Genomic DNA, 17,336 nt, shown 5'->3' on the forward strand with positions numbered 1-17,336 from the left:
AGCCTGCCCAGACAAGCGGCTCAACCCTCCGCCGATCGCGACCGTCCGCCCTGCCTGGCGTAGGTGACCGGGAGGGAGGCGACAGGTGTGGAGCGGGGGCGTTCGGTTCACGGGGTGAGGGCGGCCTCGGCGTGCCAGCAGTGCGTCCACCGGTCGTTGCCGAAGTCGGTACGGCCCGGCACCTCGGAGGAGCAGATCGGCAGCGCGACGGGGCAGCGCGGATGGAAGCGGCATCCGCTCGGCGGCGCGATCAGGCTGGGCGGCTCGCCGTGCCTGGTGCCCTCGGGCGGCGTCACGCGGTCGGGGTCGGGGGCCGAGTCCAGCAGCAACTGGGTGTAGGGGTGGCGAGCGGCCTGGGTGAGCGCCTCGCTGGGGCCGCTCTCGATGAGCCGTCCCGCGTACATGACCGTGATGTCCTCGGCGAAGTAGCGGGCGCTGGCGATGTCGTGCGTGATGTACAGCAGCGCCAGCCCGTTGTCGGCGGCCAGCTTCTCCAGCAGCCGCAGCACCCCGAGCCTGATCGACACGTCGAGCATGGAGACGGGCTCGTCGGCGATCAGCGCGATCGGTTGGACGGCGAGCGCCCTGGCGATCGCCACGCGCTGCCGCTGCCCGCCGGACAGTTCGTGCGGGAGTTTGTCCATGAACTGTTCGACTGGTGTGAGGCTGACCCGTTCCAACAGGTCGGCCACCCGTTCACGTTCGTGCGCGGCGGAGCGCACGTGGCCGTGGACGCGCATCGGCCTGGCCAGGTGGTAGCGGACGCGGTGGAAGGGGTTCAGGGAGGCGAACGGGTCCTGGAAGATCAGCTGCACCTGCCGCCGGTACTCGCGGAAGCCTTTCACTTTCTCTCCGCGCAGGAGCACCTCGCCCGACGTCGGCGGGTACACCTGGGCGAGCAGCCTGGCCACGGTGCTCTTGCCGCAGCCGCTCTCCCCCACCAGCGCCGTCACGGTCCCGGACCGGAGGGCCAGGGACACGTCTTCGACGGCGCGCACGGTGCCACGGCCGCGGGCGGCCTTGAAGTGCTTGGTGAGGTTCCTTCCTTCGAGCACGATCTCACTCATTCGACCCCCCTCCCGTCATTGAGCAGGCAGGCCACCTCGGGATCGAGCCGTGGCAGGGTCGAGCCGCAGTCGTCGAAGGCGAAGCGGCAGCGCGGGTGGAAGGCGCAGCCGGGTGGCAGGGAGCGCAGGTCGGGCGGGGTGCCGGGGATGCCGAGCAGCTCCTCGCGGGGCCCGTGCAGGCGGGGGAACGAGCGGAGCAGGCCGAGCGTGTACGGGTGGCGCGGTGCCTTGTGCAGGACTCTGGCGGTGCCGGTTTCGACGACCCGTCCGGCGTACATGATGGCGATGCGGTCGGAGATCTCCATCAGGAGTGACAGGTCGTGGGTGATGAACAGGACCGCGAAGCCGTACTCCTCGCGCAGGGCCCTGATCTCGTGGAGGATGTCGCGCTGGACGACCACGTCGAGCGCCGTGGTGGGCTCGTCCATGATGATGATCTCGGGGTTGAGCGCCAGCGCGATGGCGATGGCCGCGCGTTGCCGCATGCCGCCGGACAGCTCGTGCGGGTAGCTGCGCCGGCGGTCGGCGCTGATGCCGACCCGCTGCAGCAGATCCACCGAGCGTTCGATGCGCGCTTTGCGCGGCATGTCGGGGACGTGGATGCGGAGCACGTCGTCGATCTGCGCGCCGACGGTGCTGACCGGGTTGAGGGAGTTCATGGCGCTCTGGAAGACGACCGCCAGTTCCTTCCATCGGAAGGCGCGCAGTTCCTCGCGTTTCAGCTCGAGCACGTCCACGGCTGAACCGTCGGGCCGGCGGTAGGTCACCGACCCGCCGGTGATCGTGGCCGGCGGCCGCAGCAGCCGTCCGATCGCGTGCGCGAGGGTCGACTTGCCGCTGCCGCTCTCCCCTGCCAGCCCGAGGATCTCGCCCTGTCGCAGGTCGAGTGAGACGTCGGCGACCGCGTGGACGGCGCCGCTCGAGGAGAGGTAGTCGACGCCGAGCCCGCGGACTTCCAGGACGTTCATGCGCGAGCCTTTCGAACCTTGATCGTGCGCAGCCGGGGGTTGGCGATCTCGTCCAGGCCGAAGTTGACCAGTGCCAGGCCGGTGCCGATGAGCGCGATGCAGAGCCCTGGCGGCACGAACCACCACCAGGCGCCGATCAGCAGCGCCTGGCCGTTCTGCGCGAAGTAGAGCATGCTGCCCCAGCTCACCGTGGACAGGTCGGCCAGGCCGAGGAAGGAGAGTCCTGCCTCGGCCAGGATGGCGCCGACCACGGTGGCCAGGAAGCTGGTGGCGATCACGGGCAGCAGCACGGGCATGATCTCGAAGAAGACGATGCGGAACGGGCCCTCGCCGCCGGCTCTGGCCGCCTCAACGAAGTCGCGCCGCCGTACGGACAGGGTCTGGGCGCGCAGCACGCGGGCGCCCCATGCCCAGCCGGTCACGGCGATCACCACCGCGACGGAGGCGACGCCGCGCTGGGGCAGGTAGCCGGCCAGCACGATGATCAGCGGCAGCGCGGGCAGCACCAGGAAGATGTTGGTGAGCACCGAGAGGACCTCGTCGACCGCGCCGCCGAAGTACCCGCCGACCAGGCCCACGGCGATGGCGACGATGGTGGCGATGACGGCCGAGAGCAGGCCGACGCCCATCGAGACCCGCGAGCCGTACACGATCTGGGTGAGCACGTCCTGGCCGGTCTGCGTGGTGCCGAGCCAGTGCTCCGCGGAGGGGCCCTGGAGTCCCGCGTCGCTGGTCGCGGACGGGTCGGCGGACAGCAGCAGCGGCCCGACGAGCGCCATCAGCGTGAAGAACGCCAGGATGCCGATGCCTATGCGGATCTTCATTGGCGCGTCCTTGGGTCGAGGATCACGTAGGCGAGGTCGGCCAGCAGGTTCGCGACGAGAACGGCGAGGGAGATCACCAGGAAGATGCCCTGCATGAGCGGGAAGTCCTCGTTCTCGACTCCCTTGAGCAGCATCGAGCCGATGCCCGGATAGGAGAAGACGATCTCGGTGAGGACCGAGCCGCCGACCACGAAGCCGAGGCTGAGCGCGAAGCTCGTGATGTTGGGCAGGATCGCGTTCCTGGCGGCGTAGGCCCACATGACGCGGCGGCTGGTCAGCCCCTTGGCCTCGGCCATGACCACGTAGTCCTCGCCGAGCGTGGTGACCATGACGTTGCGCATGCCGAGGATCCGGTCGGCCATCGAGGCCAGCACGATCGTGATCGCGGGCAGCGTCGCGTGGTAGGCCATGCTGGCCAGGAACTCGCCGTCGAGGCCGGGCGTCACCTCCAGCCCGTACGCTCGCGAGCCGGGGAACCACTGCAGCGTCGAGCCGAAGACGAAGACCAGCACGAGCGCCACCCAGAAGTACGGCACCGCGTGCAGGAAGGTCGCGGCGGGCAGCACCCCGTCGAGCCAGGTGCCGCGTTTCCAGGCCATCACGACCCCGAGCGAGGTGCCGACCAGGTAGCTGATCAGCGTGGCGACACCGACCAGGCCGATCGTCCACGGCAGGCTGTCGGCGATGACCGTGGACACCTCCGTCGGGAAGAAGGTGATCGAGCGGCCCAGCTCGCCGTGGAACAGGTTGCCCAGGTAGTCGAGGTACTGCGTCCACAGGTCGGCGTCGCTGATCCCGAACGCCTTCTTCATCGCGTCGATGGCGGCCGGGTCCACGTTGCCCTTGAGCCTGGCCACCAGCAGGTCCACCGGATCCCCCGGCATCATCCGGGGGATCAGGAAGTTGAGGGTGACGGCGGCCCAGGCCGTGAGGAGGTAGAACCCGAGCCGCCTGGTCAGGAACCTCACGTGCCCGCGGGCCTCAGGTTGAGCAGCACCACGGCGGCGTCGGGCGAGGTGTACGGCGAGGGCATCGCGTACGGGTCCTGCTCGGACGGCCAGCCCACGTACTTGTTCGTCCTGAACTGCGCCCACGAAGGGCTGTAGAACAGCGGCAGCACCGGCAGCTTCTCCACCATGATCTTGCCGAGCCCCTGGGTGGCCCGCTGCTGCTCGGCCAGATCCTCGGTGGCGGCGTAGGCGTTGATCAGCTTGTCCGTCTCCGGGTCCTTCCACCGCTGGTAGTTGCCGGTGGCGGAGGTGCCGACGGGCTTGGCCAGCTCGCTGAAGAGCAACGCCCTCATCTGGAAGTACGGCGAGGCGCCGGTGGGCGTGGCCCTGATCGACAGGTCGTAGTCGCCCTTGCCGACCTTGGAGACCCAGTCCTGGAACGCCACGCCCCTGGTCTCGAGCGTGATGCCGATCTTGGCCAGGTCCTCTCTGATGAGCTGGGCGGCGTTCACCCAGTCGGTGAAGGGCGAGGGCACCAGCAGGGTGAACGTGAGGAGGCCGGGGTCGACGCCCTTCAACAGTTCCTTGGCCTTCTCCACGTCGACCTTGTAGGCGGCGTCCTTGTACTCCGGCGGCAGGAAGGCCTCGCCGCCCGGCATCGGGATGCTGGTCGGGTGCGCGACCTTGGTGTAGCCGCGCTCGGCCACCTTGACGATCTTGTCGCGGTCGATGGCCAGGCTGATGGCCTGCCGTACCTCCGGCTTGGACAGGACGGGGTGGGTCAGGTTGGGCAGGAGCGAGACGACGCCCTCGGGCGGGAAGTAGTACTTGTTGGTCTCTGGCTTGCCCTGGACGTAGATCTTGTCGATGTCAGGAACGAACGCGCCCGCCCAGTCGATCTCGCCCTGCTGGAGTCCTGTCTGCACGGCGTTGGCGGTGTAGGCGGGGAACCTGATCGTGGGGACGACGGGCTTGCCCGACTGCCAGTACGCCGGGTTCTTCGTCATCTCGTAGAGCTGGGCGGAGAACGTGGAGAGCTTGTAGGGCCCGGTGCCGACCGGCTTGGGGTTGGTGAAGGTGACCGGGTTCTCCTTCTCGAACAGGTGCTTCGGCACGATGCCCGTGCTTCCGGAGATGTTGAAGAGCTTGGCGTACGACGTGCCCTTGAAGTCGATCCGCACCTTGTCCGGCGCGAGGACCTTGGTTCCGGAGATCTCCAGCGCCCCCTTGTTGAGCTCGGGGTGCTTGATCATCATGTCGAAGGTGAAGGCGACGTCGTCGGCGGTGAACGGTTTGCCGTCGGTCCACTTCACGTCCTTGCGCAGGGTGAAGGTGAGCGTCTTGCCGTCGTTGCCCCACTCGTGGCTCAGCGCCAGCCATGGCTTGATCTCGCCTGGTTTGAGTTTGTTGAAGTACTCGAGCGTCTCGTAGATCATCCCGGTCGTGCCGAAGTTCACGCCTTCGAGGTGGAACGGATTGAAGTTCTCCTGGAAGGTGCCGGAGTCGATGGCATGGATCACCAGGGGCGGCGCCTCGCTCTTGGAGGTGGATCCGGGTCCCCCGCCGCTCGAGCAGCCGGCGGCCAGGGCGAGTGCTAAGACGACTGCCGTCAAACGTCTCATCAGAAGGTTCCTCTCACGCGGAGGTCACGGGAGCCGACCGGCGCCGCGAAGGCCTGGGCCCGGCGGAATCCGGCGGGAGCGCCGCGCACGGTGGTGAGGGCGCGGTAGTAGTCGACGTACGGGAAGCCGTAGGTCTCCCCGCGGGCGAACGCGTAGCCCGTGATCGCCTCCGACCAGACCTGGTAGGCCTCGTCGGTCAACTCGAAGAAGACGTCGGGCCGGTAGCCTTCGGCGTCCTCCCAGTTGTCCGCATAGAACAGCTGTCCCGCCCAGTGCGCGGGGCGCTCTCGCTCCAGCGTCTTCAGCCCGCCGTAGAAGCGGGCGTCCTCGACGATGCGGTGCGTGCGGGCGTGATCCTTGTGGATCGACCGGCTCCAGTGGGTCAGGACGACGTCGGGGCGCAGTTCCCTGATCAGGTCGCCGACGCGCATCTTGACGTCCTCGTCGTCGGGCAGCAGGCCGTCCTCGTAGTCGAGGAACCTGGCCTCGGCGCCGATCGCCCGCGCGAACGCCTCGGCCTCGTCGTGCTTCTGCTTGGCGTATTCGGGGACGGGCAGCCGCGGGTGGCCGCGCTCGCCGAGCGTGAGGTGCAGGAGCGTGGCGCGGTGTCCTTCGAGGACGTGCTGCGCGAGTACGGCTCCCGCTGTCAGGTCCATGTCCCCGGCGTGGGCCCCGATGGCCAGGACGTGGATGGCACGGCTCGCTTCGGCGGTCACGGTGTCCGGCCCTGACACCTCGCCAGGCTCACTCACTGGCCCACCTCATGACGCGGAAGCGGCGGGTGACCTGGTATCCCGCCTTGGTGTACAGGTGTCCTGCCGGGCTGGCCTCTCCGGTCCAGAGGAACCACGAGGAGTGCAGGCCCTCGGCTCGCATCCTGGTCATCGTGAGGTGGAGAAGGATCTTGCCGAGCCCGGTGCCCCGCTCGTGGGCGTCCACGCCGAAGGGCCCGAACCGCTCGGGGATGCCGCGGTATGCGGCGTAGAGCGCGAACCCGGCGATGCGGTCCCGCTTCCTGGCGACGACCATGCGCGTGGTGTCCTTGTGGTGGCGGATCGCCTCCCCCCAGTCGGGGTTGAACTCGTCGGCAGCGAACCTGATCAGCTCGGGCAGTTCTCCGTCGGTCGGACCGCGGAAGGCGTACCCCTCGCGCTCGCGTTCGGCCCGCAGCTCGTGCACGTCCTCCGGCGTCTGATAGCCGACCAGCGTCCGGTCCATCGCGACCGGCGAGTAGAGCGTGCCGAATCCCAGGCTGGTCAGCAGGGCGAGCCCCTCGGGGTAGAGCTCGGGGTCGGCGCCGGGCAGCACGTAGTTGGGCGTGTAGGAGGCGAAGTCCACCCGCGTCCTTCCTCTGGCTCGCAGGAAGTCGAGCGCCTCGGTGAGCAGGCGCCGCCCGAGCCCGGCGCCCCGGTGTCCGGGCGCGACGAAGAAGAACGGGATCCAGCCTGTCTCAGGCTCGAGGTCCGTGCCCGGCGCGAGGGGTGTCAACCGGCGGACGCCGTAGGCGCTGCCCACGACGCGGCCGTCGCTCACGGCCACCCGCAGGCCTTCAGGGTCGAAGTTCGGGTCGAGAAGGACGCAGTCGCGAAACCATGTCGCGGTCGTCGGGTCTCCCGGCAGGCTCCGGTTCCAGGATTCGATCAGCGAGTGCTCGTCCCCAGGGGCGAAGGCACGGACCATGACCGTCATACCCAAGAGCTTTCCGACTGGTAAGGCTCCGGGTCAAGAAGATCGGGGAAGAAAATTTCCCTTCCCGCTACCCTCTTGAAACTTTCCTTCGCCTTCGGTCACTATGGAACGTTGGCTTACCAGATATTTCCGGCCCTAGCCGAAACCAGCGGCCGCCGCGTGCCACCCGGGCTGCCAGGCGGTTACCAGCCGGCTGCCGGCCGCTGGACCAGGCCGCCACGTGTGTCCAGCGGCCGTCAGACCGCGGCCTGGGCGAGCGTGATGATCCCCGCCGCCATGAGGGCCGCGGCCCACATCCGGTCCACGTTGAACCAGGCCCTGCGCAGGAAGGTGAGTCCGGCCACCTCGTAGGCGAACACCGCGACGGTGCCCGCGACCGTGAACATGGCCAGCGTGTGAAGGGCGGCCACGCCCAAACCGCCCGTGATCGCGTGGCCCCTGTGCAGGCTCGTGAAGACCGGCATCAGCATCAGCCCGGCGCCGTGGGCGGACGACATCAGGAACGACCAGGCGGCGAGCTGCGGCAGCGACAGGCGCATGCCCACCCAGCGGAAGTGCCTCTTGGACAGCAGCCGCCACAGCCCGAAGCCGACCAGCAGCACTCCCCCCGCGACCGACAGCACAGTGCCGGTGACCAGCGAGCCGGTGGCGCCGACGACGAGCGCGACCAGCGCCACCGACGCGAGGTGTCCTGCGGCGATCACCGGAAGCGACTGGAGCAGTTTGTCCCTGCTGTGCTCCTGAAGCCCGCGCGCCACGGCGAAGAGCCAGCCCATGGCCGGGTTGAGGCCGTGAAAGGCGCCCAGCAGGATCACCGCCGCGATCGTCATGGATAGCAGTAGGAGTCGGAGGAGGCGTCGCCGCCCTGCAGCCGTACCTGGTGGGGTCGCAGGCCGCGGAAGTCGTCGCCGTGCGGGAAGAAGCGCTCGTCGAAGGTGAACGAGCCGGTGTCGATCTTGGCCAGCCAGGCCCCCACCCCCTCGGGGTAGAACTGGTCGTCCCACGCGCCGTAAAGGGAGTTGCTGACGTAGAGGCGCTGCCCGTCGCGGCTGATCTCGACCATCTGCGGGCCGCCGCGCAGGGGCAGCCCCGGCTCGGCCGGATGGGCCGCCTGCCGGACGATCCCGCCGATCGTGAGCGAGCCGGTCTCGACGGGCTTGAAGGGGTCGGAGACGTCGAACTGCTTGAGCTCGCCCGTGCCCCAGCAGGAGACGTAGAGCCGCTGGTCGTCGACCGACAGGTCGATGTCGGTGACCAGCGGAGGCACCGCGCCGAACGGCTTCAGCAGCGGCGGCAGGTCCTCCGGCGAGGCGGGCTGGGCGGGGATGTCGATCACCTTGCGCACCTGCCGGCGGCCGCCCTCGTCGAACCAGAGCCAGACGGAGGCCGACAGGTCCTCGACGCTGATGACGACGCCGGCGAAGCCGTACGTCCTGGTCGGATCGTGGGCGGGGCGCAGTTCCAGCACCATCTGGTACTGGTCGCCGAGATCGATCTCCTGCACGTGGCGGCGCTTGCGGAGGTCCCAGAAGTGCAGCTTGTGACCGTATTTCCGGCCGAGCAGCAGCTCCCCCACCAGCCCGTCCTCGATCATCGAGGGTGTCCCCCACTCCGAGGTCACCACCACGTCGTGGGTGATGTGCCACCAGAAGTCGTAGGCGAGGTACTGCGGCCCGCGATCGACCTCCCATCGGCCGAGCACCTCGAAGGAGTTGTGGTCGAGGATGGCGATGCCGCCCGGGCCGTCTTCCCCGTTGGCCCCGCCCAGCGCGGAGACGTAGATTCCTTCGGGGCCGCAGTGCACGGTGTGCGGGCGCGAGTAGCCGGCGCGCCTGGCCAGCTCGGCCGGTTCGATCACCTTCACGATCTCCGGGCTCACCCGGTCCTTGGTGTCGAGGATGTAGATCCGCGACGAGCGCAGCCCGGGGACGACCAGGAAGCGGCGTTCGATGTGCGGGTGCGGCGCGTAGGGGCACAGCGCGCTGCTGCACGCGTTCCACCCGAAGTGGTGCAGTTCGTCACCGGTGTAGGCCATGTCCGTCCAGCCGGCGACCGTGCCGTAGTCGGCGGAGCCCGGATCGGTGTCCAGGACGGCCATCGCGTCCGGCCTGGCGGCCGAGCGGTCCAAGGTCGCGACGTAGGCGAACCGCTCGGGCGGGGCGTCCGCCGCGTCGCGAGGCGACGGATAGAAGGTCGGGTCAGGTGTCCAGAGAGCCATGCATCCAGCGTCTCTCCGTTCCCGGGCCGACCAGGTAAATTTCTCGTCTGGACGACCTGATGCCGGGCTGCGGCCATCAGGCTGCGCGCCCGCCCCGGTCCGGGGCCGCCTGGCCCGGATTCAGCCGGTCAGCCTGGCCGACCGGGCGGCGGGGCCGAGCGGCCGGCCCACCCTGGCCACGTGCAGGAGGGTCATCGGGTCCTCGACGCCCAGCTTCGCGGCCAGGTGTTCGCGGGTGGCGGCGCAGTCGACGATCTGGCTGAGCGGGTGGGTGGCGTAGCCGAGCGCGGACAGCTCCAGCCACAGCCGCATCAGGACTCGCCCCTGCTCGACCTGGTCCGCCACGGGCCCGACCAGGACGAGCACGTCGCCGTCGTAGTCGAGCAGGCCGCGCGCGGCGCCCGCGAGCAGTCTGGGCAGGCCGAGGCGGCGCAGCGCCGGGTAGCCGGCCAGCGCGGCGCGCAGGGCGAGCGTCTCGGCCCCGCTCAGCGCCAGCGCCTGGTCGGTGAGGCCGTCGAGCCGGTACAGGGGATGGCGCGGGGTCAGCCGGAGCCATTCGCGCAGCTCTGCCGTGACGTCGGCGTCGGCCCACTGGCGCAGGTCCGCCGCGTGCAGCAGGCCGGCCAGGTCGCGGCAGGCGAGGCGGCGCACGTCGGCGCCACTGTGAGCACCGCTGTGAGCACCGCTGTGAGCACCGCTGTGGGCGCCACTGTGAGCGCCACTGTGGGCGCCACTGTGGGCGCGCAGCCGCTCCACGACGTCGTCCGGCAGGCGGCCCTGGTGGTACCGGCCCCGGTTCGTGCCGCGCCGCCGTACGTCCTTGGTGGTGAAGGGGGTCCTGTACGGCTGCTCGGAGCCGTACAGGTAGCCGACCCTGCCGGGTCCCGGGTCGGGTCTGAAGCCGACGCGTAGGCCCGCGGAGGCGCAGACGATCAGGCAGCACTCGACGAAGGCGCCGAGGCTGAGGCGCAGATCACGGCCGGTGGGGTCGCCGACGGGCAGGCAGCGCTCCGGATCCCAGCCGACCATGGCCTCCGTGCCGAGGTAGGTGAGAGTCCACGGCTGGGTGTTGTGCGCGCTGGGCGCGCGCCAGAAGTCCTGTTCGAGGGCCCGTAGCTCGTTCACGTGAGGGTCTTCTCATAGAAGGTGTAACCGTGCAGGGGGCGGCCGCCCATGGCGACGTACTGCGCGGCGGAGCCGGGGTTGGTGCGTTCGACGTAGGTGCTGCGCAGCGCCTGGTAGCCGCCGCGGCGCAGTCCTGCGTGGAGTTCGCGGGACAGCAGGCGCATGTACCCGTGGCCCTGCTCGCCGGGGACGGTGCCCTTGATGATCAGGACGGCCTCGCTCCGATGGCTCGAACGGGTGGCCAGCAGCCTGAGCTGGTTGACGAGATGCAGGTCGCCGCGAACCTTCGCGACGAATCGCGAGATGTCCGGTAGGCAGAGCACGAAGGCCACCGGACGGCCCGCCTTCGTCAGGTACAGCAGGAGCGACTCGTCCAGCAGGAACGCCAGGCCGTCCGTCTGTTCGGCCAGTTGCTCGGCGGAGATCTCGGTGTAGTAGCCGAGCTGGGCGAAGCTGGCGTTGAGCATCTCGCGCAGGATCGGCAACTGCTCCCCGACGCGCTTCCTGTCACCGCGATGGATCCGCAGCCGCTCGGTGGCGAGGCGGGAGTCGTCGAAGGCGAAGACCGGGTGCTCGGGCACCGGGCAGATCCAGGTGTCGGCCTCGAACCTGCGCACGAAGCCATACGTGTCGTAGGTTTCGGGATAATAGGGGTGGTTCCAGGCGCTGTCGATGAAACCGCGCTCGTCGAAGCCCGACGTGATGACGCCGCCCGACTGGTTGGGCAGCAGCGACACCGGGCCGAAGACGGCCTGCCTGCCCGCCGCCCGCCCCGCCGCGCAGATGCCGTCGAGCAGTTCCTCCCCCGCGTCGCGCGTGAACTCGGTCAACCCGAACAGCTGCGCGGCCGTGCCCAGCTTGGCGTCCAGAGCCGCGTCGGTGTGCAAAGTGGTCCGCCCGACCACCTCTCCCCCTCGTTCGAGCAGGCACAGCCGTACCCCTCGGCGATGCCACGCGCGGACCCTCGCGCGCAGCGGCGGGACGAAGCGCAGGTCTGCGCCGTAGATCCGGTCGGTGAGCGCGAGGAACGCGCGCAGGTCGCGCCTGGACTCGACGGGCCGCAGGCTCACGTGCGGCTCACCGTCGGCCCCTCGCCCTCCTCGGTGGACAGCGGCGTGAACGTCTCGATGTGCGCCATCGGCCCGCCCTCCGAGCGCCAGACGCCGTTGGAGTAGCCCTGTGGCTCGGCGTTGTAGAGGCGGATGTATCCGCCTGTGGCGTTCTTCGTGCCGTCGGTCACCCACCGCATGAGCCTGCGGTGGTGGCGGCTGCGGGCGAAGCGCAGCAGCGCGTCGCGGTCCTCGAAGAAGGCCAGCGTGCCGAGCGTGAAGGGGAACTCCCAGTAGACCTTGTGCCAGCGGTAGCCGCGCATCCGCTTCATGTCACGGACCATGCGGAACCAGGTGAAGGTGAGCGTGATGATCGACAGCGGTCCCCGGTAGCGGGTGGCGCCGACGAACATGGCGTTCGCCTGCCCCAGGGGCGGCGCCTTGCTGAAGTCCTTGGTCCTCACGCGTGCTCCACCAGGTAGACGTTCTTCATCTTGGTCAGCGCCGCGAAGGGACCCTCGCCGGTGTCGAAGATCCTGACACGCAGATCGGCGCTGGTCGGGTCCTCCTTCAGCGACTCGGCGAAGTCGCGCGAGACCCGGCCCAGGTGGGCGACGACGCCCTCGCGGCAGATGCCCGCGAGCTCGTCGCGGTCGTTGTCCGCGAGGCCGGAGCCTTCACGCAGCTCGACGTTGATCACCGGGCGGTACTCCAGTCCCGGCAGTTCCTCCAGCGACAGGCAGAACCTGGCGATGCGGGCGGCGTACGGGTTGCCCTGGTAGAGGCCGTACTCGATGTCCTGCGGGTAGAGGTTGGCGCCCATGTAGGAGATCGTCGAGTCCTTGCGGCCGAACAGGAACAGCAGCGGCAGGTTCATCCGCTCGTCCGTCCAGGTGGCGGCGTAGTCGGTGCCCAGCGCGCGCCTGACCTCGGCCAGCGTGTGCAGCCTGGCCTCGTCGCCGACGTTGTAGCGCAGCTTCGGCTGCAGGCAGCTCTTGGTGTTGATCGTGCACAGCAGTTCGCCGGAGGCGTTGACCTCCAGGAACGTCTCCAGCGGGTTGTAGTGGAAGATCATCGGCAGGCGCTGCTCGTCCGGGCCGAGCAGGGCGTCGCGCAGCCGCTGGTCGGTGGCCAGCCGCTTGCGCAGCCGTACGGTGAACCCGCTCTCCGCGCCCATGCCGATGGTCAGGTCGCTGGCGCCGTATCCCGAGCGGACCTCCTCGAAGCGCTCCTCCAGGTAGTCGCGGAGCGCCTCGGTCATGCCCTCGCCGCCGACCATGCCGCGGATGCGGTAGTCCTGCCAGGGGAAGCCTGCCGCGTCGAGGCGGTCGCGCAGGTGCTTGAGGAACGGCGGGTAGGCGGCCACCACGTAGTCGTAGCCGGGGCCGAAGTGCTCCAGCGTGTCGGCGATCTTCTCGAGGTCGGGGCCGGTGTTCTTGACCATCGCGATGCGGGCCATGGCGGCGCCGGTGGTGGTGCCGGTCGCCCAGGCGCCCATCGAGTACGCGTTGATCACGAACAGCCTCTCGCCGGGGAAGACCAGCTCGATGTATCCGGCGGCGTTACGGTAGATGCCCTGCAGCTCCCGGGGCCCACGCACCCAGTTGTACGGCTTGCCGCTCGAACCCGACGACTCGTCCACGATCACGCCCGGCCGGTGCAGCCTGCCTTCCTGGCAGCGGCTCTGCTCGTCGTAGACGGAGGCGTAGTTCTGCTTGGTCGTCTCGGGGAAGTCCGCCAGCCGCTTCGCGTGCTCGGCGCCGTGGTCGCGCAGGAAGTCCCGGTAGGCGGGCACGTCCACGGCGGCGAACTGGCAGGCCACGCGGGCATGTGTGCGGGCGAGCCGGTCGAGGACGGGGTGATAGGTGCGGGCCACGAACCGCCACAGGGCGGGATGCATGGTGCCCAGGTGGTAGACGCCGGTGAGCAGCCATGAGAAGGACTGCAGCCTGGCCCTGCGCCATCGCTGGCGCGGGGTGAGCCGCCCCAGGCTCGGACTCTTGCGGGTCATACCGGCGTAACCTAGCGAACACCAATCAACATTCGCTTAACGCCCCACCTGTCCCGTGCCCATTGAAATTAGAGCAATTTTCCAGAAAAATGCTCTGGTATGGGGTCCACAGTGGTGGTGACCGGCGGCAACCGCGGCATCGGATACGCGGTGTGCGAGCAGCTGGCCGGCGAAGGTTTCAGGGTGCTTCTCGTCGCGAGGGATCAGGAGCGCGGCGCCAGGGCCGCGGCGAGCATCAGCGGCGACGTCGGGTTCGTGGCGGGCGACCTCACGACGATCGCGTCGGTCCGGCGGCTGGCCGACGAGCTCCGCGGCGGATGCCCGCGCATCGACGTGCTCGTCCACAACGCCGGGGTCTGGCCCAGCCGCCGCACGCTGACCGAGGACGGCCTCGAGGAGTCCTTCGCGGTCAACCACCTGGCGCCGTTCCTGCTCAACCACCTGCTGGAGGACAGGCTCGGCCGGGTGGTGCAGGTCAGCGCCGGCCTCTACGTCAAGGGCAGGGCCGAGGTGGGCAGGACCTCCGTGGGCGCGGACTTCCACCAGATGCGGACGTATGCCGACACCAAACTGTGCAACCTGCTGACCGTGCCGCTGTTCGCCGAGCGCTGGCGGGCGTCCGGCATCACGATCGACGCCGTGCACCCTGGAGTGATCCGCACGGGGCTGGGTGATCGTCGCGGGCCCGTCGGATGGCTGCTCACGATGGTCAAACGCAAGTGGGCCACGCCCGAGGAGGGCGCCGGTCCAGTCGTGGGACTGGCGCACGGCACCGGCACGGGCCGCTACTTCCACCTGACCGAGGAGGTCCCCCTTGAGGGACCGGCGCTGGACGGCGAGCTGGCCGGGCGCATCTGGAAGGAGGCCGAGACGCTAACGTCGGCGGGGTGACCAGGCACAAGCGCAGCGAGGAGACGACCAGGCGGCTGCTCGACACCGCGCTGGACGTCCATCCCGGCGATTTCACCCTGCGAGCCGTGACCACGCGCAGCGGCGTCAGCATGGGCAGCCTGTACCACCACTTCGGCAGCCTGGAAGGGCTGGCCGCGGCACTCTACAGCCGGTGCATGGGCGACCTGCTCGACACGCTGGTCGCCGCCGTCGAGGACTCCGCGAGCGCTCGCGACGGCGTACGGCGGGCCGTGGTGGCCTATCTCGGCTTCACCGCCGACCACCCGGACAAGGCGCGCTTCATCCACGCCGCGCCGTACGCGATCGACCTCGGCCCGCACGCCGAACGGATCGCGGCCGACAAGGCGCCCCGCCTGAACAGGCTCATCGCCTGGATCCGCCCGCACATGGACGCGGGCACGGTCGCCCGCCTGCCAATGGCACAGGTGGAGATGCTCCTGATCGGGCCGGTCGCCGAGGTGACCAGGCGCTGGCTGGCCGGCGCTCCGGAGATCGACCTGGACGAGTCCGCGAGGGTGCTGCCCGAGCGGATCTGGCAGGCCCTGCGGAAGTGACGCGCCGCGCACCGCCGTGCCGTCCGGGTCACAGGCGGCGGATCCGGCCCCTCATCGCCGGCCGGTGACCCATGTCGCGATCTGCACCCTGGAGGAGAGCCCGAGCTTGGCCAGGATGTGTTCGACGTGCCCTTCAGCGGTGCGTTGCGCGATGACCAGCTTGGCGGCGATCTCCTTGTTGCTCATGCCCTGGGCGACGAGTTCGGCGACCTCCAGCTCCCTGGGAGTGAGCGCGGAGACCCGCCCGGACCGCTCGCCGGGTGTGCCGTCACGCCTGTCGACGTCCAGCGCGTAGTCGACGGCCTGCTCGAGAGACAGGCCCGCGCCTTGCTGGAAGGCGGTCGTGTAGGCGCGATCTCCCAGGGCCCTGCGCACGCGTGCCTCGCAGATGTTGTGGAAGTCGGCGAAAGGCAGCAGGCCGGGCAGGGCCGTACCGATCGACTGCCAGACCGTGCCGGCGGCGCCGAACAGCCGGGCGGCGCGCTCCCCCTTGCCTCCCGCCGCCGCCACCCAGGCCAGCACCTCCAGACACTCGGCGACGCCCCACCGGTCGTCGTGGGACCGCATGACGCCCAGCCCCTTCTCCACCAGCTCTGCCGCCTGCGCCTGCTCGCCCTGGAACCAGCGCGCCAGACCCACCACCCACAACGCGTTGGACCTCGACAGGTACGCGCTGCGGTCCTCGCACATCGCCAGGCACTGGGCGGCGAGCGATTCGGCGAGAACGTCGTCGCCCAGTGTCGAGTGGACGATGACCAGATGGAACAGGGCCATCCACACCCCGGCCTCGTCACCGTTGGCGTGGTAGCGCTCGCGCGCCTCCTCCAGGAGGGTGAGCGCGCTCTGGAAGTCGCTCCGGAAGTAGGCGGTCAGCCCTGAGAAGTGCGCGGCGGCCGCCATGGCGGTCGGATACCCCAGCCGCTGGGCCAGGTCACGGCACTCGCGCAGGAGGGGCGGGGCCGCGTCCACGTCGCCCTGCCGCAGCGCGAACCAGGCGGCCACCCACAGGGCGTCGGCCCTGGCCGGGGTGGCCTCGGGAGCCAGCTCCAACGCCCGTTCGAGCCAGTGGCGGCCCTCGTTGAAGGAGCCGGCGAGGGAGATCCAGTAATGCCACAGCGAAGCCACGATCTCGAGCGCCGCGCCCGCCTCGCCAGGCTCGCCGAGGCTGAACTCCAGCGCGGCCCTGAGGTTGGCCCTGTCGTGCCGCAGCCGGTGCACCCACTCCAGCTGGTGGGGGCCGAACCACTCCTGCAGAGCCCGACCGGCCAGGCGCCGGTAGTGGTCGCGGTGGCGGCGCCGCAGGGCCGGCTCCTCACCGGAGCTCGCGAGGATGGACTGGGCGTACTCCCTGATGGTCTCGAGAAAGCGGTATCGCGCGGTGCCGGTGGTCTCCGTGCGCACCAGAATCGACTTGTCCAGCAGCGCGACGATGAGGTCGAACACGTCCTGCGCCGGGATGCCGTCGCCGGAGCACACCTGCTCGGCGGCCTCGAGGTCGAAGTCGCCCGAGAACACCGACAGCCGTGCCGCCAGTGTCCGCTCGTCGGCGGAGCACAGCTCGAAGCTCCAGTCGATCGCCGCGCGCAACGTCTGGTGGCGGGGGACGAGGGTCCGCCTCTGGGAGGTCAGGAGCTCGAAGCGGTCGTCCAGCCGGTCCAGGATCTGCGTCACCGAGAGCGCTCTCAGCCGCGCCACGGCCAGCTCGATGGCCAGCGGAATGCCGTCCAGCCGCGCACACAGCGCGGACACCGCCTCGATGTTGCCGGCCACGGAGAAGGCCGGCTGGACGGCCGCGGCCCGTTCCGCGAACAGGTCCACCGCGTCGTACTGGGCCGGAGCCGTCGCCGGCCGGCCAGGCTCGGGGAACGACAGCGGCGGCACCGTGAGAACGTATTCGCCCTCCGCGCCGAGGATCTCCCGGCTCGTCGCCAGGATCCGCACCTCGGGAGCCGCGCCCAGCAGCTTGCCGGCCAGCATCGCCACCGCTTGGGGCAGGTGCTCGCATCCGTCCAGCACCAGGAGCAGCTGCCTGCCCTCCAGGAGCTCCATCAGGCTGGACATCGGCCGCTGGGGTGACTCGTCACGCAGCCCCAGCGCCTCCGACACGGCATGCGGGAGCGCCTCCCCGTTCCGCAGCGTCGTCAGGTCGACCAGCCGCACACCGTCGCGGAAGGCCCGCCCGGCCTCGGCCGCCAGCCGCAATGCGAGCCGGGTCTTGCCCACTCCTCCGACACCGGTCAGCGTCAGCATGCGGGTCTCCGCCAGAAACCGCCGGGCTTGCGCGAGCTCCCGGCGGCGACCGACGAAACTCGTCAACTCGAGCGGAAGGTTGCCGTCCACCTGCTTC

Annotated in this window: 16 protein-coding genes; 2 read left to right on the forward strand and 14 right to left on the reverse strand. The window is 69.7% G+C overall.

Annotated features, from left to right (window positions below):
• Positions 1-107: 107 nt before the first annotated feature.
• The 13 genes from ACFSKW_RS05880 to ACFSKW_RS05940 all read right to left on the reverse strand — a co-directional run bounded on the left by ACFSKW_RS05880 (position 108) and on the right by ACFSKW_RS05940 (position 13,523).
• A complete protein-coding gene (locus ACFSKW_RS05880; RefSeq protein ID WP_379569948.1) occupies positions 108-1,067 on the reverse strand; it encodes an ABC transporter ATP-binding protein in 960 nt (319 codons plus the stop codon).
• Complete coding sequence (locus ACFSKW_RS05885) at positions 1,064-2,035, reverse strand: ABC transporter ATP-binding protein (protein ID WP_379569950.1); 972 nt, start codon at positions 2,033-2,035, stop codon at positions 1,064-1,066. Before ACFSKW_RS05885 ends, ACFSKW_RS05880 begins: the two co-directional genes overlap by 4 nt.
• On the reverse strand, positions 2,032-2,859 hold the full coding sequence (locus ACFSKW_RS05890; protein WP_379569952.1) for an ABC transporter permease: 828 nt from the start codon (positions 2,857-2,859) through the stop codon (positions 2,032-2,034). The genes ACFSKW_RS05885 and ACFSKW_RS05890 overlap by 4 nt, the downstream gene beginning before the upstream one ends.
• Positions 2,856-3,827, reverse strand: a complete 972-nt coding sequence (locus tag ACFSKW_RS05895) for an ABC transporter permease (protein WP_379569954.1) — start codon at positions 3,825-3,827, stop codon at positions 2,856-2,858. Before ACFSKW_RS05895 ends, ACFSKW_RS05890 begins: the two co-directional genes overlap by 4 nt.
• Positions 3,824-5,431: an ABC transporter substrate-binding protein gene (locus ACFSKW_RS05900; protein ID WP_379569956.1), complete on the reverse strand. Its 1,608-nt coding sequence runs from the start codon at positions 5,429-5,431 to the stop codon at positions 3,824-3,826. Before ACFSKW_RS05900 ends, ACFSKW_RS05895 begins: the two co-directional genes overlap by 4 nt.
• Positions 5,431-6,183, reverse strand: a complete 753-nt coding sequence (locus tag ACFSKW_RS05905) for a PIG-L deacetylase family protein (RefSeq protein WP_379569958.1) — start codon at positions 6,181-6,183, stop codon at positions 5,431-5,433. The genes ACFSKW_RS05900 and ACFSKW_RS05905 overlap by 1 nt, the downstream gene beginning before the upstream one ends.
• Positions 6,176-7,120, reverse strand: coding sequence for a GNAT family N-acetyltransferase (locus ACFSKW_RS05910; protein ID WP_379569960.1), 945 nt, complete (start codon positions 7,118-7,120; stop codon positions 6,176-6,178). The genes ACFSKW_RS05905 and ACFSKW_RS05910 overlap by 8 nt, the downstream gene beginning before the upstream one ends.
• Before the next feature lie 236 nt (positions 7,121-7,356).
• Positions 7,357-7,950: a hypothetical protein gene (locus ACFSKW_RS05915; RefSeq protein ID WP_379569962.1), complete on the reverse strand. Its 594-nt coding sequence runs from the start codon at positions 7,948-7,950 to the stop codon at positions 7,357-7,359.
• A complete protein-coding gene (locus tag ACFSKW_RS05920; RefSeq protein WP_379569964.1) occupies positions 7,947-9,338 on the reverse strand; it encodes a selenium-binding protein SBP56-related protein in 1,392 nt (463 codons plus the stop codon). Before ACFSKW_RS05920 ends, ACFSKW_RS05915 begins: the two co-directional genes overlap by 4 nt.
• 120 nt (positions 9,339-9,458) lie before the next feature.
• Positions 9,459-10,463, reverse strand: a complete 1,005-nt coding sequence (locus ACFSKW_RS05925; RefSeq protein WP_379569966.1) for a hypothetical protein — start codon at positions 10,461-10,463, stop codon at positions 9,459-9,461.
• Entirely contained in the window at positions 10,460-11,533 is a 1,074-nt protein-coding gene (locus ACFSKW_RS05930) for a hypothetical protein (RefSeq protein WP_379569968.1), read from the reverse strand. The genes ACFSKW_RS05925 and ACFSKW_RS05930 overlap by 4 nt, the downstream gene beginning before the upstream one ends.
• Positions 11,530-11,976 (reverse strand): DUF4188 domain-containing protein, encoded by a 447-nt coding sequence (locus ACFSKW_RS05935; protein WP_379569970.1) that lies wholly within the window; start codon positions 11,974-11,976, stop codon positions 11,530-11,532. Before ACFSKW_RS05935 ends, ACFSKW_RS05930 begins: the two co-directional genes overlap by 4 nt.
• Positions 11,973-13,523: a phenylacetate--CoA ligase family protein gene (locus ACFSKW_RS05940; RefSeq protein WP_379569972.1), complete on the reverse strand. Its 1,551-nt coding sequence runs from the start codon at positions 13,521-13,523 to the stop codon at positions 11,973-11,975. The genes ACFSKW_RS05935 and ACFSKW_RS05940 overlap by 4 nt, the downstream gene beginning before the upstream one ends.
• 99 nt (positions 13,524-13,622) lie before the next feature.
• Here ACFSKW_RS05940 and ACFSKW_RS05945 point away from each other — a divergent pair, with 99 nt between their 5' ends.
• Together ACFSKW_RS05945 and ACFSKW_RS05950 are read left to right on the forward strand one after the other, a co-directional pair.
• Positions 13,623-14,414 (forward strand): SDR family NAD(P)-dependent oxidoreductase, encoded by a 792-nt coding sequence (locus ACFSKW_RS05945; protein ID WP_379569974.1) that lies wholly within the window; start codon positions 13,623-13,625, stop codon positions 14,412-14,414.
• Complete coding sequence (locus ACFSKW_RS05950) at positions 14,411-14,989, forward strand: TetR/AcrR family transcriptional regulator (protein WP_379569976.1); 579 nt, start codon at positions 14,411-14,413, stop codon at positions 14,987-14,989. Before ACFSKW_RS05945 ends, ACFSKW_RS05950 begins: the two co-directional genes overlap by 4 nt.
• Positions 14,990-15,040: 51 nt before the next feature.
• Here ACFSKW_RS05950 and ACFSKW_RS05955 read toward each other — a convergent pair whose 3' ends face one another.
• On the reverse strand, positions 15,041-17,239 hold the full coding sequence (locus tag ACFSKW_RS05955) for an ATP-binding protein (RefSeq protein ID WP_379569978.1): 2,199 nt from the start codon (positions 17,237-17,239) through the stop codon (positions 15,041-15,043).
• Positions 17,240-17,336: the final 97 nt, after the last annotated feature.

Source organism: Nonomuraea mangrovi (assembly GCF_042681425.1).
GTDB classification, from domain to species: Bacteria; Actinomycetota; Actinomycetes; order Streptosporangiales; family Streptosporangiaceae; genus Nonomuraea; species Nonomuraea mangrovi.